Source organism: Xylella fastidiosa (genome assembly GCF_011801475.1).
Lineage (GTDB): Bacteria > Pseudomonadota > Gammaproteobacteria > Xanthomonadales > Xanthomonadaceae > Xylella > Xylella fastidiosa.
In genome coordinates, this window is sequence record NZ_CP044352.1 from 1200184 (window position 1) to 1223437 (window position 23254).

Sequence of the window (23254 nt, forward strand, 5' to 3'; positions counted from 1 at the left end):
ATTTTTATATGAACCAAGACCACCCCGAATGTGATTCTGAAGAACTGACGCAGAATTCACCGGAAACAGATCCGCTCAAGGTTGAGGTTGAGACGTTGCGTGGTGAGATTGCGTCGATTAAGGCGGATGTATTGCGTGAGCGTGCTGAGCTGGAGAATCAGCGCAAGCGCCTCATTCGAGATGTTGAACAAGCGCGAAAATTCGCTAATGAAAAGCTGCTTGGCGAGTTACTGCCGGTGTTTGACAGTCTGGATGCGGGATTGACTGCTTCCGGTAGTGAGCCAAGCCCGTTGCGCGATGGTCTGGAGCTGACTTACAAGCAATTGTTGAAGGTTGCTATTGACAACGGTTTGATGCTTCTAGATCCAGTGGGTCAGCTATTTAACCCCGAGCACCATCAAGCGATCAGCCAGACGGAGGTTACTGACGTCGAACCAGGGCATGTGATTCAGGTGTTTCAGAAGGGATATCTGCTCAACGAACGTTTGCTGCGCCCTGCTCTGGTGGTGGTTGCCAAGCAGGATTGAGTTGTTTTGAGTCTTATTGTTCATGCAGTACAACGTCTTGACAGCCGCTTGAGCAGGCGTCGGTCATCCCCACATTCGAAACAGATCCCGGCACCGCTGGGAATTTGATTCAAAACTTTCAGGAGCTACTCTCATGGGCAAAATCATTGGTATCGACCTCGGCACCACAAATTCGTGCTTAGCGATTATTGAAGGCGGTAAAGGGCGTGTCATCGAAAACTCGGAGGGTGATCGGACCACTCCTTCCATTGTTGCTTACACCAAGGATGGTGAAGTGCTTGTTGGTGCTGCAGCCAAGCGCCAAGCGGTCACAAATCCGAAAAACACCTTTTATGCGGTTAAGCGTTTGATTGGACGTAAGTTCGGTGATGCAGAGGTCCAAAAGGACCTTGATTTGGTGCCGTATAAGATTACTCAGCATGACAATGGGGATGCCTGGGTGGCCACTGCTGATGGTAAGAAGCTGGCGCCGCAGGAAATCTCTGCCAAGGTGCTGGAGAAAATGAAGAAGACCGCCGAGGATTTCCTGGGCGAGAAAGTCACCGAAGCGGTGATTACCGTGCCGGCATATTTTAATGACAGTCAGCGTCAGGCAACGAAAGATGCTGGTCGGATCGCTGGCCTGGATGTCAAACGTATTATCAACGAGCCGACCGCTGCGGCATTGGCTTACGGTTTGGACAAGAAGGGCGGAGATCGCAAGATCGCTGTATATGATCTTGGCGGCGGTACCTTTGACGTCTCAATCATTGAAATTGCTGAAGTGGATGGTGAGAAGCAGTTCGAGGTATTGGCGACCAATGGTGATACCTTCTTGGGAGGTGAGGATTTCGACAAGCGTGTTATTGATTATCTGGTTGATGAATTCAATAAGGATCAGGGGATTGATTTGCGCAAGGATCCGCTTGCGTTGCAACGTTTAAAGGATGCTGCTGAGCGCGCTAAAATCGAATTGTCTTCATCCCAGCAAACCGAAGTTAACCTGCCATACATTACGGCGGATGCATCGGGTCCGAAGCACCTGAATATCAAACTGACTCGTGCCAAGCTTGAAGCCTTGGTAGACGACTTGGTCCGTAAGTCAATTGAGCCATGCCGCATTGCGTTGAACGACGCTGGGTTGCGTACCAGTGATGTTCAAGAAGTGATTTTGGTTGGCGGCCAGACCCGTATGCCGAAGGTCCAGCAAGCGGTTGCCGACTTCTTTGGTAAAGAGCCGCGTAAGGACGTTAATCCGGACGAAGCAGTTGCATTGGGTGCTGCAATTCAGGGTGGGGTGCTGGCTGGTGACGTGAAGGATGTGTTACTGCTAGATGTGACCCCGTTATCCCTTGGTATTGAAACGATGGGTGGTGTGTTTACCAAGATTATCGAGAAGAACACGACCATTCCGACCAAAGCGTCCCAGGTGTTTTCTACTGCCGAGGATGGTCAGTCCGCAGTGACTGTCCATGTGTTGCAAGGTGAACGTGAGCAGGCGCGTTTCAATAAATCGCTTGCTAAATTTGATTTGGCGGGTATCGAACCTGCGCCGCGTGGCCAGCCGCAGATTGAGGTGTCTTTTGATATTGATGCCAACGGTATTTTGCATGTCTCTGCCAAGGACAAGAAAACCAATAAGGAGCAGAAGGTCGAGGTTAAAGCTGGTTCTGGACTTTCGGATAGTGAGATTCAACAGATGGTTGCCGATGCTGAGGCACATCGTGAGGAAGACAAAAAGTTCCAAGAGTTGGTGCAGGCAAGGAACCATGCTGACGGTTTGATCCATTCAACTCGTTCGGCCATTAAGGAGCATGGTAGTAAGGTTGGGGGTGAGCTGATTGGGCGTGTCGAAGCCTCCCTTGCAGAGCTTGAGGCTGCCGTCAAAGGTGATGATAAAAACCAGATTGAGGCGAAATCCAAAACTCTTGAGGAAGTTGCACAGTCGTTGCATATGGCAGCAACAGCAGAGCAGCAGTCAGGAAGCACGGGGGCTGGTGCAGGCGCTTCAGCCAAGGTTGACGATGTGGTTGATGCTGAATTCACAGAAGTCAAGGCCGACAAAAAATAGGCTTTTTATGCCGAAGTGGTATGGATTTGCGAATGGGCGGAGCAAACGCTTTGCCCTTCGCGGTTTTACCGTGACATTGTCGCTCTCTGCATGTTTCGATTGAGTGCCGTTTCTTTAACAACTATCGATGTCTGCTATCCATGAGTAAACGTGATTACTACCAAGTGTTGGGTGTGCCTCGCACTGCCAGCGAAGATGATCTGAAAAAAGCGTATCGTCGCTGTGCGATGAAATACCACCCAGATCGTAATCCTGGTGATGCAGCTGCGGAGGCGGCCTTTAAGGAATGCAAGGAAGCTTATGAGGTTCTTGCCGACACGAAAAAACGAAAGTTATACGATACGCATGGTCATGCCGCTTTCGAACATGGCGTGGGGAGCGGAAATACCCCCGACATGAACGATATCTTCGGTGATATCTTCGGTAACATTTTTGGTGGCGCGCGCGCTTCGCGGCGTGGTGCCGATGTCGGTTACATGGTTGAGCTGGATTTGGAAGAAGCTGTTGCTGGTGTTGAGCGACAGATCCAGATACCCACTTTGGTTGAATGTACTCACTGCCATGGGAGTGGATCAGAAGACGGTCACGTTGAGACGTGCGGTACGTGCCGCGGTAGCGGTCAAGTTAGGATTCAACGCGGCATCTTTGCCATGCAGCAGACTTGCCCGCATTGCGGCGGACGAGGCGTGATTATTCGAAATCCGTGTAAGGTCTGCAATGGTGCTGGGCGTGTTGAGGATCATAAGACGCTGTCAGTGAAGATCCCTGCTGGTGTAGACAATGGTGATCGTATTCGCCTCAGCGGTGAGGGCGAGCAGGGTCCGGATGGGGTGCCCCCAGGGGATCTATATGTGGAAGTGCGTGTGCGTGAGCATCCGATCTTCCAGCGTGATGGTGATGATTTGCACTGTGAAGTGCCGGTGCGTATTTCACAGGCTGCGCTTGGCGACATTGTGCGTGTAGCTACGCTTGATGGGGAGGCAGAAATTCGTATTCCTGCGGAGACCCAGTCTGGTAAACTGTTCCGCTTGCGTGGCAAGGGGGTACGCTCGGTGCGTAGTCGTACTGAAGGCGATTTGTACTGTCGTATTGTGGTTGAGACTCCTGTGAACTTGACTGCTGAGCAGCGTAAGCTGTTAGAGCAATTTGAAATGACTTTCGCTGGTGAGGATGCGCGTAAGCATTCCCCTAAATCGGCTACTTTTCTTGATGGTGTAAAAAGCTTCTGGGACCGGATGACGTCTTAAGTGAATGAATGCCCGCGTTGCGTTTGGGCCATCATTGCTTTCGCCTGGTGAGGTAAACGGATGTTGGTGTGAGTGCGTCTCCCGTTGTTGGTATTGTCGGCAGTGCTGGTGCCTATGGACACTGGTTGGGACGCTTTCTGCGTGAGCGTATGGACTTGAAGGTGATTGGCTATGATCCGGCGGATCCAGCCTCGCTATCCCCTGCCGAGCTACTACGTTGTGCTGATGTGCTGGTGTTCTCTGTGCCGATCAGGAAAGCCGCTGCCTTGATTGGTGAATATGTGGCGATGGCTGATGGCACTGACGCTGGGCAGCTTTGGATTGATGTGACCTCAATCAAGCAGGCCCCCGTGGAAGCAATGTTGGCTTCGCAAGCGGAGGTAGTTGGCTTGCATCCTATGACTGCACCACCAAAGGCACCCACGCTAAAGGGCCGGGTGTTGGTGGTCTGCGAGGCGCGGCTACATCATTGGCGTCCGTGGTTGATGCAGTTGTGTGAGGCGTTGGAGGCCGAATGTGTGGCTGCGACGCCCGAGCACCATGACCGGCTGATGGCGTTGGTACAGGCAATGGTACATGCCTGTCACTTGGCACAGGCGAGTGTGTTACGTGATTACCTGCCGCTATTGGGCGAATTTCAGTCGATCATGTCATTTCGTTCGATGTCATTCGAGTTGGATATGGCGATGATTGCGCGGATTCTATCGTTGAATCCGTCGATTTATGAGGATATCCAGTTTGGAAATTCGTATGTGCTTGAGATGCTAGACCATCTGCTTAGTCACTTGCTGGAGCTGCGTGCATTGGTGAGTTGTGGTGATGATGCAGCACGTACTCGATTTCGTGCCGGCTTTTTGGAAGCCAACCACCAAGTTTTTCCAGAAGCGTCGTTAGTTGCAGGTAACTATAATTACGAGCGCATCGGTTATTTGTTGGCTGATTTGACCGAACCGTTGGCTTTCAGCGTGTACCTTCCAGAGGATCGCCCTGGTTCATTGCAAAGGCTGCTGCACGTGTTCGAGCAGCATGGGATTAATTTGTCCTCGATCCATTCATCGCGTACGCCAGCAGGTGAACTGCATTTTCGGATTAGCTTTGACCCTGGGAGCGATCGTGTTGCACTGATGCGAGCTGCCGATGAGATCGATATGCGCCGCATTGGTTGCGTGTTGACTCGGCCAGAACAGTGAGCACTGTGTCTTGGAGGATGCTCGCCACAATGAAGACAGAGCTTTCATTCCGTGTTTACGATCACTCTCAAGATGCAACGCGGCCTGCTCAATCAGGTGCCGGATTCTAGCAATACAATTGCCTGGTCCGAGGGGGCTGGATGGTTGGCATCGTCTATCTCTGTACCGATAGCGGCTTAGTTTTTGGTTGCTGTACTTGCACCTGCCTGACTTCCTATGAGCTTGGTGATAGGTGTATCGCTTTCCTTACTATGAAATGGAAATAGTTAAGTGTGGTGTTGCCGTCCTGATGCGTGCAGGTTGGTTGGACACGTGATGAATACTGAGTTGTTTCCGGTGTTTGAGAATGCGTTTAGCGTACCTGTGTCAGGATTTTGAAAAACGCTCACTGAATGTCCTCAATAAATGGCAGGATCTTCACGCTGCTTCTACACGGTCATCCAGCACGATTTCACAAACCTGAAGAATTGGGAGCTGTCATGCGTCAGACCAAGGAAACCTCAGGGCTTGTCCTGATAGTGGAAGATAACCGCAACATCTCAGAGATGATCGGCGAATACTTGGAAGGCCGTGGCTTTGAGGTGGATTACGCAGTCGATGGGTTGGATGGCTATCGTTTGGCCGTTGAGAACAGCTATGACGTGGTGGTACTCGATTTGATGTTGCCACGCCTGGATGGCATAGAGGTTTGTCGCCAGCTACGTAAGGACGCACGTAAATCGACACCTGTGCTGATGTTGACAGCGCGTGACACACTGGACGACAAGCTCACCGGATTGGGATTCGGTGCTGATGATTATCTGACGAAGCCATTTGCAATTCAGGAGTTAGAAGCTCGCTTGCGTGCTCTCATCCGTCGGGAGCGTCGCCAAGTTGGTGCGGAAGTGTTGAAGCTTGCTGATCTTGTCCTGGATCCGGTGAGCCTGCGTGCTACCCGTGCCGGTACTGAGCTGCAACTTTCCCCGATTGGGCTACGTCTTCTGACGATCTTGATGCGGGAGTCACCACGTGTCGTCAGTCGCCAGGAGATTGAACGCGAAATCTGGGGAAACTGTTTGCCGGATTCGGATACATTGCGCAGCCATCTATATAACCTGCGTAAGGTGGTTGATAAGCCATTTGGCCGACCGCTGTTACACACGGTACAGAGCGCAGGCTACCGGATGGTTGATATCGAACAATCAATGGATTGATAGTTAATCGTCATATGAAACTCTCTAATCAGGTGCTGTATTGGTGCCAAAAGAAATTAAGTATCCCTACTAGACGTTGGCGATGCTTGCGCTGAATAGTCGGTGCATCTGTGTAAGGTGTTGGACAATGCATTGTGCAATGCTTCTTTTTTGACAGGGATTACGAATAGATTCCATCGGAATACGGATGGCTTCCGATGAAGATGGCGGCGTTGTTGTGGCAGAATCGTCACCCTTCAACGGCGTGATTGGGACGATCTTTCGCGTTCCAGTTTTTTTAACTTCTGTCAAATAATGGCTGACCAATTTGGGCACATTCCGCGTGGACCGCGGCGCATTTTCAAAGCTGCAATCTGGTCATTAAAGGGATTGCGTGCCGCTTGGTTGCACGAATCTTCTTTCCGTCTGGAGGTGGTATTGCTTCTGCTGCTTGGGCCATTGGGCCTGTGGCTGGGGCAAACCCCGGTGGAGAAGGTACTGTTGGTTGGCGGCTTATTCATGGTGTTGGTGGTGGAGTTGCTGAATTCGGCGATTGAAGCAGTGATCGAGCGTTATGGGCCTGAATACCATGAACTTGCTGGGCGTGCTAAGGATATGGGCTCGGCTGCGGTATTCATTACCTTGGGTAATGTGGTGCTTTGCTGGGTGTTGATCTTAGGTCCGCGTCTGTTTTAGTGCTTTTGCTTGTTGCAAGTTATCTAAAGGATGGCTGCACGGTGGCACAATGGGTGTTCTCGCTTTGGGGCAGGGCACGGTTCCACATGATTTATCTCCACGCTATCGATCCGATTGCTTTCTCGCTTGGTCCGGTGAAGGTGCATTGGTATGGCTTGATGTATCTGGCAGGTTTTGGTGCGGCGTGGTGCTTGGGACGCCAACGCATCCAGGCCGGGCGTTTGCTTGGTGTCAACATAGATGGTTTTTCCGACCTGTTGTTCTACGCGATGATGGGTGTGGTGTTGGGTGGCCGTGTGGGTTACATGCTGTTCTATGCGTTCCATGACTTCTTGCAAGAACCATTGCTGCTTTTTCGGGTGTGGGAAGGGGGCATGAGTTTTCATGGAGGTTTGATTGGCGTCCTACTGGCAGTCGCTTGGTGGAGCCGGCGTCAGCGCATGCATATGTTCGATGTGGTTGATTTTTGCGCACCCCTGGTCCCAGTGGGCTTGGGTTTTGGTCGGCTTGGCAACTTCATTGGCGGTGAGCTTTGGGGCAAGCTCACACACAATGGCTGGGGAGTAATTTTCCCGCGTGCTCCGCTGAGCGATGTGCCTGCTGGGCAGCTTGCGATGCAGGATGTGATAAATTTTGTGCAGATCCAAGAGCATTATGCCGCTGGACTTTTGGGTCACTATGCCAGGCATCCCTCGCAGCTGTATGAAGCGTTCCTGGAGGGGCTGGTGATGTTCATAGTGCTATGGCTATTTTCGCGCAAACCACGTCCACGTTATGCGGTGTCTGGATTATTCGCGTTGTTGTACGGTGTGTTTCGTTTTTTGGTCGAGTTTGTGCGTATGCCAGACAATGGTGTCTATGTAGCGTTCGGATGGCTGACTCGCGGCCAGATCTTAAGCTTGCCGTTGATCGTGATTGGATTGTTCCTGTTCTGGTTGTCGTGCCGCTCACCAGTATTACAGCCAGTGCCTGCCCCTGAGGTCGCTAAGTGAAGCAGTACCTTGAATTACTGAATGATGTGCTTGTGCATGGCATAAAAAAGCCTGACCGCACTGGCACGGGGACACGCAGTGTGTTCGGTTGGCAGATGCGATTTGACTTGAGCCAAGGTTTTCCACTCGTTACGACTAAAAAGCTGCATTTGCGTTCGATCATTCACGAGTTGCTATGGTTTCTCAGGGGGGAAACCAATATTGCTTATCTTAAGAAGCATCAGGTACACATCTGGGACGAGTGGGCCGATGCCACGGGTGAGTTGGGACCTGTTTACGGCAAGCAATGGCGCCGTTGGGCTGGTGCGGATGGTCACGAGATCGACCAGATCCGTTGGTTGGTGGAGGAGATCAAGCGTAATCCAGATTCGCGCCGCTTGGTGATTAGTGCTTGGAATGTGGCTGATCTTCCACAGATGGCTTTGGTGCCGTGCCATGCACTGTTTCAATTCTATGTTGCCAATGGCAAATTGAGCTGTCAGCTCTATCAACGTAGCGCTGATATTTTTCTTGGCGTCCCTTTCAATATCGCTAGTTATGCACTGCTCACCCATATGTTGGCTCAGGTGACTGGGCTCGTGGTCGGTGATTTTGTGCATACGTTGGGTGATGCACATTTGTATGCTAATCATGTCGAGCAAGCATCCGTGCAACTGGGGCGTGTGCCGCGACCGCAACCGGTATTAAGGCTTAATCAGGCAGTGACTGACTTGTTCGACTTTACCTACGATGACATTGTGATTGAAGGTTACGATCCATATCCGGCTATCAAGGCACCGGTGGCTGTGTGATCTGCGGCATCAGTTGGCGACTCAGACCAGTCGGCGTAATGAGTGGAGACGCATCTCAAGAAAGCCAGAGAAAATAATGAATATCTACAACGTGTTGTACGTAGTGCCATGATTGTTTCCTTAATTGCGGCGTTGGATCGTTACCGCGCCATTGGTCGTGATAATGGGTTGCCGTGGCACTTGCCGGACGATCTGAAGCGTTTCAAAGCATTGACTTTAGGTCGACCGGTGCTGATGGGACGCAAGACTGCGCATTCCCTTGGACGTCCCTTACCAGGGAGAACCAATCTGGTATTGACGCGTTCTGGACACGTGCCATTTTCTGAAATGCGGGCGGTGGATTCGCTTGATGCAGCTATCGTCCAGGCGGCTGCGGAGGGTGCCGACACGTTAAGTGTGATTGGTGGAGGTGAACTGTATGCACTGACTTTGCCGCACGCCAATGCGATGTACTTAACTCACGTGGATGTGGCTGTTGCGGGCGCTGACACGTATTTTCCTATGTTCGACGCCGTCGATTGGGAGATCAAGAACCGTGAACCCCATCAGGGCGATGGGCGTCATGCCTACCCGTTCACCTTCATAGACTATTGCCGCCGATTGCGTTAGTGCATTCCCACGATCTTGTGTTTCTGCAACGCATGCAGTGAGCAGTGACGGGATGCGCGGTGGCTATTGTTCATCAACAGTATTCAATGAAGTGCGATTGCGAGTGATATCCAGCTACAATGAATGAATGTTTACTGAATTATTATTCCAGGGGATACCTTGGAGCATGGATGTACCGTCCGAAGAGAAGGAACACGGATGTTGAAGAAATATTGGATAGTTCTAGCGCTTGTTGTGGGGGGTATTTTTGTTTATTTCCCAACGCGTGTAGCCGCTTCGTCATTTGAAGCCTCATCAGCTGCAACACTGCAACCTGTGGTCCGCTCCTATGGCCGTTTGCGTTTTGAACCATGCACACTGAGTGCTCGTGGTGCCGGACACATCAGGGTGCTCTGCGCGCAACTGCCGATCCTTGAGAATCCTGCGTTACCTGAAGGACGTAGGATTACCCTGAAGATTGCTTGGCTGGAGCGTGACAGCGGTAGTCATCCTGCCTCAGATCCGGTTTTTTTCATTGCTGGAGGTCCGGGCCAATCAGCAACTGGAGTCGTTGCTGCGGTGGCACCTAGTCTGAATGAGGTACGTAAAAAGCGTGACATCTTTTTCGTGGATCAGCGTGGTACGGGTGGTTCGCATCCGCTCACCTGCGTAGATGCGCAGGGGAGGGCGCTTCAGCTGGAGGCAGAGAACACCACGACACCAGAGCAATACATCGCCTTTGTACAGCGTTGCGCTGCTTCGCTACAGGGGCGTGCTGATCCTCGCTATTACACCACTACCGAAGCTGTCACCGATTTAGATATGGTTCGGACTGCACTCAGCGTGGATAAAATCAACCTGATTGGCGTCTCTTACGGCACTCGAGTGGCGCAGCACTATGCACGTCGTTATCGTGCCCACGTCCGTACCTTGACGATGGATGGAGTAGTTCCGAATGACTTGGTGATCGGTAGTGAATTTGCTACTACATTCGAGAATGCAATTGCGTTGCAGGATGCGCAGTGCCGTAAGGATCCATCCTGCGCCAAGCGTTTTCCGATTGACAGTCGGCAGCAACTGCGTACTTTGATGGAGCGTCTCCGTCAGGGCAGCGAGGTGGAGTATCAGGATCCTGCTTCCGGTGAGATGCGCCGCCGCCGTATCACTGCCGACACCGTGGTTAGCTTAGCCTTTGGTCTCTCGTATGCACCAGAGCTGATTGCATTGTTGCCGTTGATTTTGAATGAGGCCGCTTCAGGGCATTACGCGCCATTGATGTCGTTGTCTCAGCTTGTCCAGCGTGGCATGGACGATCAGATGAACCATGCGCTGCACTGGTCTGTCATTTGTACTGAGGATGCGGACCGCTACGTGACAAGTGCAAGTGCAGGAGGTGCCCTGTTTGGACCAAAGGTTGCACAGATGTTTTTTACGCCCTGCAAAGTTTGGCCTACTGGTGTCCGTCCGCCTGATTTCATGATGCCGTTGGTTTCCGATCTTCCGGCATTGTTGCTCTCAGGTGAGCGTGATCCTGTGACGCCGCCCCATTACGCCGAAAAGTTGCTTAAGGGCTTGCGTTACGGTCGTCACATCGTGGCACCGGGCCAGGGCCATGGCACCATCCGTGTTGGATGTGTGTCCAAGTTGCTTGGCCAGTTTATTGATCGTGCTGATGCTACGTCCCTTGATACAACCTGTGTGCAGCGTCTCGTTAACGTGCCAGTATTCACCTCGTTCAACGGGTGGGAACCATGATTACCGCTGAACATCTTCATAAGTCCTTCAAGACCAAGAAGGGGCTGGTTAATGCGGTAAAGGACCTCAGTTTCCACGCTGCTGATGGTCGAATCACGGGATTACTCGGTCCCAACGGCGCTGGAAAAACGACGACGTTGCGCATGCTCTATACGCTATTGGTCCCAGATCAGGGCTGCATCAGCGTCGATGGCGTGGACGCAGTAAGCGATCCGATGACGGTTCGTCGTGGACTTGGCGTATTGCCAGATGCATGCGGTATTTATAAGCGGTTGACCGCGCGTGAGAATATCGCTTATTTCGGTGAACTGCATGGTTTGTCCCGCATAGACGTCGCCGCGCGTCTCTCCATACTGTCGAAGGCGCTGGATATGGATGACATTCTTGACCGTCAGGCTGCGGGTTTCAGCCATGGCCAGCGTACTAAGATCGCAATTGCACGTGCCTTGGTGCATGACCCACGTAACATCATCTTGGATGAGCCGACGAATGGTTTAGATGTGATGACCACACGTAAGTTGCGGGATTTTCTCCGTCAGTTACGCGCCGAAGGCCGCTGTATTATTTTCTCTAGCCATATCATGCAAGAAGTGGCGGCGTTGTGTGATCACATCATTGTGATTGCCAAGGGCACGGTAGTAGTGGCCGGTAGTGGCGATGAGCTGCGCGCGCGCACTGGAAAGGACAATCTGGAGGATGCCTTCATTGATGCAGTTGGTTCAGATGAAGGGCTGCATGCATGAGTGCGTTTTCTACTTTATGGACGGTGATTTGCAAGGAATTACGGGATATCCTGCGTGATCGCCGCACCCTTGTTCTGTCACTGCTGCTGACACCGCTGCTCTATCCTTTGATTATTCTAGGTATGGGGATGCTGAGTGAGTCGCGGGTCAAGACGCAAGTGGATCAGTTGCTGGAAGTGCCTACGATCGGACGCGAGTACGCGCCTACCTTGATAAATTTTCTTGCGGCTAAACGTCTAAATGCAGTTGCCCCTTCAAGTGATGTGGTCACGGCGATCCACACACAGCAGATTGACGTTGCGTTGCGTATTGATTCTGGCTATGCCGATGCTTGGCGAGAAGGACGTCCGGCCCTGGTGGAGATTGTGTACGATGCTACGCGCCGTGATGCTGAAATCCCGGTTGCACGTTTGAAGGACGCCTTGAATGCTTACAGTCAGCAGGTCGGCATGCTGCGGTTACTGGCAAGGGGGATCGATCCGCAAGTGGTTCGCCCGATCGAAATAAGTACCTGGGATTTGGCAACGCCCGATGCCAAACGTGCTTTGTTGATGTCGGTGATCCTTCCGATGTTGTTGGTGATTACATCCTTCATTGGTGGTGCGTCGTTGGTGTTGGATGCCACTGCTGGTGAACGTGAGCGGCAGTCACTGGAACCATTGTTAACGACACCAGTGTCACGTCATATCATCGTGAGTGGGAAGATTGTCGCAGCGTGTGCGGTTGGCTTGCTCTCGTTATTACTGACGTTGCTCGCATTTAAACTCAGCGCCCAGCTGGCAAGTGCTGAAATGAGTCAGCAGCTCAATGTCCGGTTCATACCGATGTTACAGATGCTGTTTATTCTTTTGCCGGTGCTGTTCATGGGGACCGCGCTGTTAACCTTTCTGGCTGCTGCAGCTAAAAGTGTGAAAGAAGCGCAGTCCCATATGGCATGGTTGCTATTGCTGCCGGTACTGCCCAGCTACGCGATGATGGCGTATCCATTAAAAAGTCAGTTATGGCAATTTGCGATCCCATTCTTGGCACAAAACCAGTTATTACAGAAAGTGATCAGGAATGAAGTGGTTGGGATTGAGGTATGGGCAATTTACCTAAGCATGAGTTTTGGTTTGGCTCTGTTGTTATGGTGGGCAGCGGTACGGCGTTACTGTAAGGAGCAACTCGCAGTTTCTGATTAAGTGTGTAGTGAGTTGCACATCATCCCTCAGTTACCTGGGGTAAACGATAGCGTGCGGCGCGTCGTGACCATGTTCTTCATTGGCTCGAATTTCCAGCTTTTGACTGTGTGCAGTGCCTCTCGATCAAATACGCGAGCTGGTGTGGATTGCACCACCCTTGCATTGGCGACTGAGCCGTCAGTGCTTACTTTGATTTCCACCACCACTTCCCCCGAGATACCGGCGCGTAGCGCCTCTGTCGGATACCTTGGTGCTGGCGTACTGATCGGCCGTAGGTTTGGTGCTATAGGGGGAGCTTTTACCGATATGGGTGAGAGTGCAGTTCCCTGTGTTGTTGCAGGTACAGCTGTTGTTATAGGTGTCTGTGGTGTCGTTGTGGGTATTGTTGTTGTGGGGGTTGTTGTAGTGATAGCAGCTGCAGATCCTTGTGTTTTGACTGAAGGCTGTATCAGTATCGGCACCGCTACTGGTGAGCTAAGTTGTTGTGTGGTGCGCTGCTCAACATCGCGTTTGATTGGGGTTTGACGTTCGAAATCGTTTATTTCCTGACGGACTCTTTCACGTTGCTCGGCCACTTCACGTTGCTCAGCCATCCTTTCGTGTGCCTGCTCACTGGTTTTCTTATTGGAATTATGTTCTACGATTTTTTGAGAGTTTGATTTTTTTGTATGTGTGTCGCTCATTAACGCCTGCTTTAGACGTGGGAATGCTGGTGCGTTGGGATCCACTTTTTCAATCAGATTCACCAAGCGTCTGGCTTCATCGAAGTCTTTCCGGTGAATGCTTTGTTCTGCTGCGATGAGTGTGTAAGGTAGTAAATCGGTCAAGGCGCTGTTGACGATGGCGTCTTGGGGTTGTTTTTCACGGAGTGCTAAGTAGTACTCGACGGCGTTGTTTCCGGCGGGTGCATACATTCGATTATCACGTAGCGCTTGAGTTGCGGCTTCGTGTAACTGATCCAAAGCCATATTTTGTGATGATGATGGCGATGGTGATCCTGTCCCTTGGACAGTGGGTGTGCTTTGTGCATCTGCAACGGGAGCCGATTCATCGTCTTGCTTGGAACAAGCCACTAGCATCGCTAGTAAAAGCAATATTGGTGTGCTCAATGGTACGGTACGGCTCATCTTCAGTTGCAACATATGTTCCTCATTGAGCGAGTATGAATGTGGCGAGACACCGCGATGGATGTTTTTATGCGCGAGCGGCGAGAAATCGCAATTTAGCATTTCTCATCATGTGGAGGATGCTGCTTTTTTCTCAATATGACGTGTGCTGATACCTGAGAGACAGGTTATATAAAGCTCGCTTAGGAGGCTACCTTTCAAATTCGAGAACAATACTTGACACTCCTGCTCCGCTAAATGCTTATTTATTTATAAGTAATTGGTTGTTATCGTGGTCTTTTGAACTGGCTCTCTGGTGCATACCGTGTTGCTTGCAAAGCATTCATAGAGTGGATGGGGGATCCTAAGATTCTGTCGTTACAGCGTCGATGTGAGACAGAAAAACACTGATTGGTATGTTTGTTTGAAGGTGTCATGGTTTGTAGCGTAGGAGTGGAGCGCACTCCAGTTGAGTCGGCTAAGAATATGGAAACAAGCCCCTTTAGTTTAGATTTTTTTGTGATTTTATTCACGCATAAATTCAGTAGACTGACAGCAAACAATGGTGTGCATTTCAGCCTGCGGTGGTTATGCAATGTCACTCGAAAGAATGGATGCCGGTATTTTTAAGCATGTTATGTTGCTATCGAGCTGCTGCATACTGATTCAATAAAAATAAATTCTTTCTAAAAGGTGGATGACGATGCGTATTTTTAATTTCAGCCCCGGTCCAGCGACCTTACCTGAACCAGTTTTGCGCCAAGCGCAGGCTGAAATGCTTGAATGGAATGCAGTGGGGGCTTCTGTGATGGAAATTAGTCACCGAAGTGCTGAATTTATAGCGCTGGCTAAAGGTATTGAGAGCGACCTGCGTTGTTTGCTTGGAGTACCAGATGACTATGCAGTATTGTTCTTGTCCGGTGGTGCGACAACTCAGCAAGCGTTGTTACCGCTTAATTTTGCCGCCCCAGGACAGACTGCTGATTATGTGGTCACCGGGCATTGGAGTAAGACCGCACTGAAGCAAGCCAGCCCCTATGTGAATATTAACGTGGTGGCCGATGGGGAACGTGATGGTTTTCAGGATATTCCAAACCGTGCTGGCTGGCGTTTGTCTAAAGATGCGGCGTATGTGCACATGACTGCGAACGAGACGATTCACGGCGTCGAGTTCCGCCAGACGCCGGACGTTGGCGATGTGCCGTTGTTTGCCGACTTTAGCTCCTCGATTGCTGCTGATCTGATCGACGTATCCAAATACGATTTAATCTATGCTGGTGCGCAAAAGAACCTTGGTCCTGTCGGAATTTGCGTGGTGATCGTACGCCGTACTCTGCTTGAACGTACCGGTCAGCCGCGTGCTGATATTTTTACTTACGCCTCGCATGCCGAACGTGATTCGATGCTCAATACCCCGCCAACCTTCAATTGGTACCTGCTTGGTCTTACCGTCAAGTGGATGCTTGCTGAGGGGGGAGTGCAGGAATTCGCGCGTCGTAATCAGGCCAAGGCGCAATTGGTTTATCAGACGATTGATCAATCTGGCGGTTTTTATCGTAATGGAGTTGCTGCGGCAGTGCGTTCGCGTATGAATATTCCGTTCTTTTTGCCGAATGTTGAGCAAGATGCTCGTTTCGCCGCCGAGGCTAAGGCCGCTGGTTTATTATCCTTGAAGGGGCATAAAGCGGTTGGTGGCATCCGTGCTTCCCTCTATAACGCCATGCCACTGGCTGGTGTGCAGGCATTAGTGGCATTTATGCATGATTTTCAACAGCGCTATGGTTGATTCTGGCGCCCATACCACACCGTTTGAGCGGTGATGACGATGAGGCATTTTTGCTCGTGACTACCAAGCTGGTTTCCAAATGACTAAGCCGGTTAATACTACTGCTGACAAGGTTGCTCTGTCTGACACGGCATTGGCCGATATCCGCACTAAAATCGATAAGATTGACCGTGATATTCAGACATTGATTGCCGAACGTGCGTGTTATGCCCAGCAAGTCGGTCAGGCAAAAAGCAAACTTGCCGCTGCGATGGATTACTACCGCCCCGAGCGTGAAGCGCAGGTGCTACGTATGGTGGTGGAACGCAATGAAGGTCCGTTGTCAGATGAAGTGCTAGTCCGCTTATTCCGTGAAATTATGTCTGCCTGTTTAGCCCAGCAGGAACCATTGAAGATTGGTTACCTTGGTCCGGAAGGCACCTTTAGCCAACAAGCAGTGCTCAAACACTTTGGCCATTATGTCCTTGGCGAGCCTATGGCCAGTATTGAGGAGGTGTTCCAGGAGGTCGAGGCCGGTCATACCGATTTCGGAGTAGTGCCGGTGGAGAATTCAGGTCATGGAACAATCCAGGTTACGCTGGATTTGTTTTTGAATTCTAAATTGAAAATCTGTGGCGAGATTGAGTTGCGCGTGCATCAATATCTGATGTCTCGTAGTGGTCGCCTTGAAGACATTCATCGGATCTATGCGCACCCGCAGTCGTTTGCGCAGACCGCCTGTTGGCTACGTGCCAATCTGCCTCATGTTGAGAAAATCCCTGTGTCTAGCAACGCCGAAGGTGCACGTCGTGCCTCCAATGCTAACGATGCAGCTTCGATCGGTAGCGAGAGCGCCGCGCGAGTGTATGCGTTGAGCAAGGTGTTCATACACTCAATTGAAGATGAGCAGGACAATACAACGCGTTTTCTGGTGATCGGTCGTCGGATATTTGCGCCTTCCGGATGCGATCGTACTTCGATTCTTGTGTTTATTCGTGACAACCCTGGCGCATTGTTTGAAGTGCTTGGTTCATTTGCGCGTCACGGTATCAACATGAATCGTATTGAATCGCGCCCTTCCCATCAGGTCAGATGGGAGTATGTCTTTTTTATTGATTTGCTTGGCCATGTTGAGGATGAACCGATGAAACAGGCACTGGCTGAATTGGAGCAACATGCGGTGAAGGTCAAGATCCTCGGAGCCTATCCAATTGCCCTTCTATGATGCTTGAGTATTTCTGTCCAGGAGCGACACGCAGTATCGCAGCCTCGGCGGTTTGTATTGTCGTCGCTCTCAGTTGAAGAAACCTAGTATGAGTCATAGAACGCATTACTATTGGATCGCACACCAGGGCACCCCACTGCATGGCGTCCTGAGTATCCCCGGCGATAAATCAATCTCCCATCGTGCAGTCATGTTTGCTGCCCTTGCGGATGGTACGTCACGTATTGATGGCTTTCTTGAGGCGGAGGATACGCGCTCTACAGCAGCGATCTTGGCCCGATTGGGTGTGCGTATCGAAACTCCCTCATCCACGCAGCGCATCGTCCATGGCGTTGGTGTGGATGGACTCCAGGCATCGGATATTGCCCTGGATTGTGGCAATGCAGGCACTGGCATGCGCCTGCTCGCTGGTTTGCTGGTAGCGCAGCCTTTTGACAGCGTCTTAGTCGGAGATGCATCACTGTCCAAGCGACCGATGCGACGTGTGACGGATCCGCTATCACAGATGGGCGCACGTATCGATACCAGTGACGATGGCACTCCACCGCTGCGTATTTACGGTGGTCAATTACTCCGCGGTATCGATTTTATCTCCCCAGTGGCCAGTGCTCAGATCAAGTCAGCGGTGTTGCTGGCTGGATTGTATGCACGTAACGAAACGGTAGTGCGTGAACCGCACCCGACGCGTGATTACACCGAGCGTATGCTCACTGCGTTTGGTGTGGACATTGATGTTTCCACAGGGTGTGCGCGCTTGCGTGGTGGGCAACGGTTATGTGCTACCAATATTACAATCCCGGCTGATTTTTCCTCAGCTGCGTTTTATCTGGTTGCAGCCAGCGTGATTCCTGGCTCTGATATCACCCTGCGTGCTGTTGGACTCAATCCGCGTCGTATTGGTTTGTTAACCGTGTTGCGGCTGATGGGGGCAGATATTGTTGAATCCAATCGCCATGAACAGGGTGGTGAGCCGGTTGCTGACCTACGTGTGCGTTATGCGTCACTCCAGGGCACGCGTGTTCCTGAAGATTTGGTGCCGGATATGATTGACGAATTCCCTGCCTTGTTTGTCGCTGCAGCGGCAGCCGAAGGTCAAACGGTAGTGAGTGGTGCGGCTGAACTACGCGTTAAAGAATCGGACCGGTTGGCTGCGATGGTGACAGGCTTGCGCGTGCTTGGCGTTCAGGTGGATGAGATCGCCGACGGGGCAACGATTCATGGAGGGCCCATCGGTCATGGCACCATCAACAGCCATGGCGATCATCGCATCGCCATGGCGTTTTCAATTGCAGGGCAGCTTTCCGTCAGTACAGTACGTATTGAAGATGTCGCCAATGTTGCGACTTCTTTTCCAGACTATGAGACGTTAGCGCGCAGCGCTGGTTTCGGTCTTGAGGTGTACTGCGATCCAGCATGAATGAACGCCATTAATATCTGTACTGCCTTGTAAGCCATGCGATGGTTGTTCTCACTTAAAGAAGCCCAGCAGTTCTTTCGTGTTTCTTTCACTTGTTCTTGGTGTTTTTACAATGCGTGAAAATGCGAAAACAAGCAGTGAGCAATGTCATCGTTAGCGAGTGACTAAGCGATGCTGTTAGATCAGCGGACAGCGGAAAAATTTAAATATCAAATAGTTAATTGCAATTCTTTTCTACAACAACTGCTATCAGCTCCAATATAACTTATTGATTTTATAGATCGCTTGAAACCGTATGCGGAAATGATTTTTAGCGGTCAAATTAAGCTGCGGGTAGAGGCAATGTCCCAGGGTTACGGGGTTGGGCGGCCATCATGGCCTCGCGTCTGGCAGGGTTAATCTGCTGGACGAGGTGAGGATGGCGGTATCGGAAAATACCGCATTGATGTATCGGAGAATGTGCTGTCCAACTACTCATCTACCATTTCCGGTTTTCTTCCTGAGGTATGCTTTGATCAGAAAGCGGAGCATTTTGAGCGCCGCTATGACTCCTGCGCACTCATCATCTTTTGCATGGCTGAATCCATATGCTCGCCAAATGAGCAAAATAGTGCAGATTATTTATTTTATTTTTCTTTAATTAAGAAGGGGATAAAACCTATTTGTTATTTGAATTAGTCTCATTAATTGTGCGAATGCATGAATATATGATATACGTTAGATCGCTGTATTTATTTAGGGGGGATATAAATACTACGGTAATATATTTTATGGATATGGATAGAAGATTTCCGGGGTGTTCCCGGTTCCAAGGCGCAGGGGATGCGTTAATCAAAAGAGTAATAATGATGAATATACGTGAATTATCAACTTCTGAAATAATGCAAGTCGATGGCGCTGGCCCGATTAAGGATTCCGAAACAGGTTCTGTTATTGGGACAGTTATAGGCTATGCCGCCGCCGGTACCGTGGCGGGTGCATCCCGATTAGGCCTTTTTGGAGGTGCTATAGGGTTTTCTTGGGGGTTAGGTTGGGGGATTGGGAGATACATTGGTCAGAGATTGATGGATTCTCAAACCATCCAATAGCTTATGTTTCTAGATTCTAAGTTAATTTCTTCTGTGAACTCATGATGCTTTCTGGTGCCCACTTTTAACGGTGATAACAATGAATAAATTTCAGACGATGATAATTGCATTTTATAGTCTTGTTGCATCGCACCTTCCTAGGCCTAGTGGACGACTTGTAGGGAAGATTTCTGCAACTATTACTTTTCTTTTCGTGTCTTTAGGTTCAATGACTTCGATCTCGGATTTGGATATTTCTTCATTGGATCTTGGTAGTGCAGCGATACTTGCGGTTGCGCTCTCCACATCCTTATTATTAATGTATCGTTATATAGATACTCATCTCAATCCTGATGGGAGTCTAAAGGAAAAGAAGGATGACTCTAAGTAAGGTCGTTGGCTTCTAATCATCTGAGCAGATGCCCATCTTGGAGAATTTAAATCCATTTATTATTATATATAAAATAATGAATTAATTTATCGAAATACTCCGCAATGAATGTAATAAGCATGTATTAAAGTGCTGGTGATTATTTTACTGGCAGCCTTTAACAGTCGCTTCTAACTCTTCAATGTAGTCTATCCGCTGCAATCGCTCGGCTCGCAATGCCGCCATCTGATCCCAAATGCTGGCACCGATGGGGAGCGTATTCACGGCAAAGGGCGTGCGTTGCGGTATCTGTACCATCACCAGCGTACTTGCTTCTATAGGAGTTGCGGATACGGGCGTCGTGGTCGCACAAGCGGCGAGAAGGAGCAGCAATCCGGACAGAACGCTAAGCCCTGTGCTGTTCATTGTGCGCCTCGCTCATTGCGTCACTCCTCATCAAATGCGGTTTGCGTTGCAATGCACTGATTCACACCCGCAGGCGGTTTACGCAGCAGCACTCTAACGGCGCGGTTCTAGCTTTGCATGGTGATTTGTCGCGCTTGCTGCATGGTTGCCGTGGCCGCTTACTCGCGTCGTTTGGCTTCCGTTTGTAGATCGTTGATGTCCTGGTTCTGCTTCTTGAGCGAGGCAGTTAATGTGTTATTGGTCATGGTGAGCGCCTGTATCTTCTCATTTGCTGCGGCGCGTAGTGCGCATGTTCTGCCTTGTAGCTGCACGTCGCACCGATGCCGATCATAGCTGCAATGCCAATTAGCACGGCTGCAATGCGCCACGGTAAAAAGCCGAAGGCGGTGCCATTGAGGTTTTGCAGACGGTAAATCTCGCCAGCAAGGACCTGCACATGCAACGTTGCCGGTGCCGTCGGAACACAGCCAGGCCATTGAGCAGCGTGCTCGTACCGAGCATGGCGGCGGCGAGCTTTCCAAGGCCAACGAGTGTGTTACGGTTGGTGTTCAGTAAATCCGTTTCCAGTGGGATAGCACCGGCGTAGACGGTTTGATGATTACAAAATGAAGTCTCCCGTAAAGAAAAAAGCTGCACGAAGGCAGCCAGATTTAGTGAATGGGGATGGACCGCTACGTTGCTAATTGCTGATGTGCGTCCAGACAATCGTTCCGGCGGGTTTGACGCTGTCGATGGTCGCGTAAATGTCCGCATCGCTCACAGCGTCCTGAATTATGCGTTATGCGTATTGAGGCTAGTTCTGCTTGTGAAGCTTGCCCATAGCCGCCGTTTGGGGTGCCGTAGCTTGCTACGTAGGGGATGCCCGTGCCTGCTGGCCGGAATGCGGTCACAAACGCCTGATACGGCAGCAGCATTGACCCATATCCCCCCGCCAGACTGTACCCGAGGAGCGGCCCGCCATAGCTTCCGGTGTCCAGAGGCCGCTGCGGCTCAAGGATGCGCGGAGCGCGGCCTGTCAGTGCAGTTAACACCTTCACAAGGCCGTTTCGAGTGGCTTGTTCGCGGAACAGGTCGGCAAGGATGCGCCCCCTAAACGATGCATCGGACTGCCCAGGCTTGCGCAGCAGCGACGCGCCGAAAAAGTCAGCCGCAATCATGTCTAACCAACCGTCGGTTGCCGTCTTGATACGGGTTTGACGTGCCGCATAGGCGATCAGAACATACACGAACGCCGTGGCGTAGGCGAAGCCGCGCAACAGCGCATCAAGCACCGGCGTGTTGTCGCTGAACCATTGCGGGAGCAGCGCCTTGATGCGCCTAAAGATGTCGGTTTGGTCACCTGTTGCCATATCAAGCCACCGAAACTGTTCCGGCCTTCACGAGCTGCTGGTGAGTGGTCGCAATATCTGCCGTGTCACCGTTGAGGCGTACTGCCGAAACGTTTGTGACGCTTAGGGAGGCATCGTAAGCGACCTGTGTTAGCCGCGACCACGCCAGCGGCGTGCCCAGTGGCAACGAATTAATATAGTTTTGCAAGGCCGTTCCCACTAACGAGACTGTCGCCGCGTGGTCGTAGCCTGCGGCTGTGGTGATCGTCATGCTGGCGTCTGCTAGCACCACGGATGGAGGGAACACGCCGAAGGTGCTGGTCAGCGGATGCACTGCGTCGATGGCGTTAATAGATTGTCGACAGCAAATTGGAAGGCGGTGCGTCGCTCCCATCATCCACGACAAGATAAAAATAGCCGTACTGCGTCGTACCGTTGTACTGCTGGTTTTCTACCTTTTTCTTTCTAATAGCACCTCGTTTTCATCTGCCAGATATTGCAACGAACTAAACAGCTTACTACGTAAAGAAATTATTGGATTGCACGAAGACTTATACCATCATTCGGCTTGCTTCGTGTGATAGTAATACAGGAATGCAAGCCCAATCGGCGCAATGAAGATTGCAAACATGAAACACACCATCATTGTCATCAGTTTGGCAAACAGCATCACCACGGCTGGGAGCACAAATATATTGTTCCCAACGATGAAACCGATCACCTTTTCATAGACAAACCTGGAATACGGGTATAGAAAAGCATTCACAGCAAACAACATTGCGCTGCTAATCAAAAAACTGTTTTGGTTTTAAAGCGACATGAAGACGAAGATGGCCACGAAAATAAGGCCGAAGAAAAAATGCCGGAAATAGCACGGCTTTGAAAGGCCACCGAAGGTCTTTTGAATTATAGGATGCAAGTTTTTTATCCTTTATGGAATACAAGAGATACAACAAAATTATTAGGGATGCTTGGAGGCTCTTTTGATTATCTTTAATATATTTGTGTCATTCTCTCCTTAAATCTTTCTGTCCAAAGACTGCCTCAAGAGCATCTGCTGCTGCTGCATTGTAATGCCCAACGGGCATTGAGGTATTCACGACGGAAGACCTTGGCATCTCAAGCTTTACCCTTGGTGTCGTATTAGCTGCCATAACCGGCTTACTCGCTTGTATGGTGTCAAACGTGGGAAAGCGAGCGACGAGCCAGTTTTCCCACTTACCGGCACGCTTAATGAGAGAGATGCGATAAACAGCATTATATTGCGGTGTACGCGAATGGTAATTCGCAGCCCGCGTCCAAATGTCACCTTGATCATTACGTAAGTGAACACGCAAACGCCACGCAGCCAGATCATAGGAATAGCAACCACCCCGTGCTACGTCTTGTGGCGTGATCCCATATTGACGTAGCTCGACCAGATAGGCCGTATTGAACTGCATTGGTCCCACATCATGTGTGCCATTTGTGTTCCTGACCCATTGGCCTGGCTTGCCGCCCTCTTGTTCGGCTACTGCCAATACAATGTTTGCTGGAACTTCGTACTTGACGGCAGCAGTAATCGAGCAAACAACGCGCTCTTGTATTTGCGGTGGCAGATCAAGGAAGGGCATCGTGA

Annotated in this window: 22 protein-coding genes; 16 read left to right on the forward strand and 6 right to left on the reverse strand. The window is 50.7% G+C overall.

Annotation, left to right across the window (positions count from 1 at the left end):
* The first annotated feature begins 8 nt into the window (after positions 1-8).
* The 12 genes from grpE (at position 9) to F7G16_RS05290 (ending at position 12932) form a co-directional block, all read left to right on the forward strand.
* A complete protein-coding gene (grpE, locus tag F7G16_RS05235) occupies positions 9-527 on the forward strand; it encodes a nucleotide exchange factor GrpE (RefSeq protein ID WP_004085850.1) in 519 nt (172 codons plus the stop codon).
* A 133-nt stretch (positions 528-660) separates the two neighbouring features.
* Positions 661-2577: a molecular chaperone DnaK gene (dnaK, locus tag F7G16_RS05240; RefSeq protein WP_004091050.1), complete on the forward strand. Its 1917-nt coding sequence runs from the start codon at positions 661-663 to the stop codon at positions 2575-2577.
* 140 nt (positions 2578-2717) lie between these two features.
* A complete protein-coding gene (gene dnaJ, locus F7G16_RS05245; protein ID WP_004091053.1) occupies positions 2718-3824 on the forward strand; it encodes a molecular chaperone DnaJ in 1107 nt (368 codons plus the stop codon).
* A gap of 68 nt (positions 3825-3892) precedes the next feature.
* Positions 3893-5014: a prephenate dehydrogenase gene (locus F7G16_RS05250; protein ID WP_011098075.1), complete on the forward strand. Its 1122-nt coding sequence runs from the start codon at positions 3893-3895 to the stop codon at positions 5012-5014.
* 479 nt (positions 5015-5493) lie between these two features.
* Positions 5494-6207, forward strand: coding sequence for a response regulator transcription factor (locus tag F7G16_RS05255; RefSeq protein ID WP_004085858.1), 714 nt, complete (start codon positions 5494-5496; stop codon positions 6205-6207).
* A gap of 294 nt (positions 6208-6501) precedes the next feature.
* A complete protein-coding gene (locus tag F7G16_RS05260) occupies positions 6502-6882 on the forward strand; it encodes a diacylglycerol kinase (RefSeq protein ID WP_004091057.1) in 381 nt (126 codons plus the stop codon).
* A gap of 86 nt (positions 6883-6968) precedes the next feature.
* Positions 6969-7874 (forward strand): prolipoprotein diacylglyceryl transferase, encoded by a 906-nt coding sequence (lgt, locus tag F7G16_RS05265; protein ID WP_004091059.1) that lies wholly within the window; start codon positions 6969-6971, stop codon positions 7872-7874.
* On the forward strand, positions 7871-8665 hold the full coding sequence (locus F7G16_RS05270; protein WP_011098074.1) for a thymidylate synthase: 795 nt from the start codon (positions 7871-7873) through the stop codon (positions 8663-8665). The genes lgt and F7G16_RS05270 overlap by 4 nt, the downstream gene beginning before the upstream one ends.
* A 108-nt stretch (positions 8666-8773) precedes the next feature.
* Positions 8774-9274, forward strand: a complete 501-nt coding sequence (locus F7G16_RS05275) for a dihydrofolate reductase (protein ID WP_004091064.1) — start codon at positions 8774-8776, stop codon at positions 9272-9274.
* Positions 9275-9472: 198 nt separating this feature from the next.
* A complete protein-coding gene (locus F7G16_RS05280) occupies positions 9473-11008 on the forward strand; it encodes an alpha/beta hydrolase (protein WP_004091066.1) in 1536 nt (511 codons plus the stop codon).
* Complete coding sequence (locus F7G16_RS05285; RefSeq protein WP_004091068.1) at positions 11005-11751, forward strand: ABC transporter ATP-binding protein; 747 nt, start codon at positions 11005-11007, stop codon at positions 11749-11751. The genes F7G16_RS05280 and F7G16_RS05285 overlap by 4 nt, the downstream gene beginning before the upstream one ends.
* Positions 11748-12932, forward strand: a complete 1185-nt coding sequence (locus F7G16_RS05290; RefSeq protein ID WP_011098072.1) for an ABC transporter permease — start codon at positions 11748-11750, stop codon at positions 12930-12932. The genes F7G16_RS05285 and F7G16_RS05290 overlap by 4 nt, the downstream gene beginning before the upstream one ends.
* Before the next feature lie 26 nt (positions 12933-12958).
* Here the strand turns inward: F7G16_RS05290 and F7G16_RS05295 are convergent, their stop codons facing one another.
* Positions 12959-14074: an energy transducer TonB gene (locus F7G16_RS05295; RefSeq protein ID WP_012382668.1), complete on the reverse strand. Its 1116-nt coding sequence runs from the start codon at positions 14072-14074 to the stop codon at positions 12959-12961.
* 661 nt (positions 14075-14735) lie between these two features.
* Here F7G16_RS05295 and serC point away from each other — a divergent pair.
* The 4 genes from serC to F7G16_RS12110 all read left to right on the forward strand — a co-directional run bounded on the left by serC (position 14736) and on the right by F7G16_RS12110 (position 19533).
* The gene (gene serC, locus F7G16_RS05300; RefSeq protein ID WP_011098070.1) at positions 14736-15824 is read left to right on the forward strand and encodes a phosphoserine transaminase; all 1089 of its coding nucleotides are present in this window, start codon (positions 14736-14738) and stop codon (positions 15822-15824) included.
* Positions 15825-15903: 79 nt separating this feature from the next.
* On the forward strand, positions 15904-17028 hold the full coding sequence (gene pheA, locus F7G16_RS05305) for a prephenate dehydratase (RefSeq protein WP_004091077.1): 1125 nt from the start codon (positions 15904-15906) through the stop codon (positions 17026-17028).
* A gap of 88 nt (positions 17029-17116) precedes the next feature.
* On the forward strand, positions 17117-18445 hold the full coding sequence (gene aroA / locus F7G16_RS05310; protein WP_038233126.1) for a 3-phosphoshikimate 1-carboxyvinyltransferase: 1329 nt from the start codon (positions 17117-17119) through the stop codon (positions 18443-18445).
* A 662-nt stretch (positions 18446-19107) separates the two neighbouring features.
* The gene (locus tag F7G16_RS12110) at positions 19108-19533 is read left to right on the forward strand and encodes a hypothetical protein (RefSeq protein ID WP_225621650.1); all 426 of its coding nucleotides are present in this window, start codon (positions 19108-19110) and stop codon (positions 19531-19533) included.
* Positions 19534-20047: 514 nt separating this feature from the next.
* Here the strand turns inward: F7G16_RS12110 and F7G16_RS05325 are convergent.
* From F7G16_RS05325 to F7G16_RS05345, 5 genes are all read right to left on the reverse strand, one after another.
* A complete protein-coding gene (locus tag F7G16_RS05325; RefSeq protein WP_014607365.1) occupies positions 20048-20308 on the reverse strand; it encodes a hypothetical protein in 261 nt (86 codons plus the stop codon).
* Between the two features lie 345 nt (positions 20309-20653).
* Positions 20654-20944 carry a hypothetical protein gene (locus F7G16_RS12115; RefSeq protein WP_225624603.1) on the reverse strand — a complete coding sequence of 97 codons (291 nt, stop codon included), beginning with the start codon at positions 20942-20944 and terminating at the stop codon, positions 20654-20656.
* Positions 20945-20979: 35 nt separating this feature from the next.
* On the reverse strand, positions 20980-21657 hold the full coding sequence (locus F7G16_RS05335; protein WP_004091097.1) for a hypothetical protein: 678 nt from the start codon (positions 21655-21657) through the stop codon (positions 20980-20982).
* A gap of 1 nt (position 21658) precedes the next feature.
* Positions 21659-21943: a hypothetical protein gene (locus tag F7G16_RS12120; protein ID WP_228762611.1), complete on the reverse strand. Its 285-nt coding sequence runs from the start codon at positions 21941-21943 to the stop codon at positions 21659-21661.
* Between the two features lie 700 nt (positions 21944-22643).
* Positions 22644-23249, reverse strand: coding sequence for a lysozyme family protein (locus F7G16_RS05345; protein ID WP_004091108.1), 606 nt, complete (start codon positions 23247-23249; stop codon positions 22644-22646).
* Between the last annotated feature and the right edge of the window lie 5 nt (positions 23250-23254).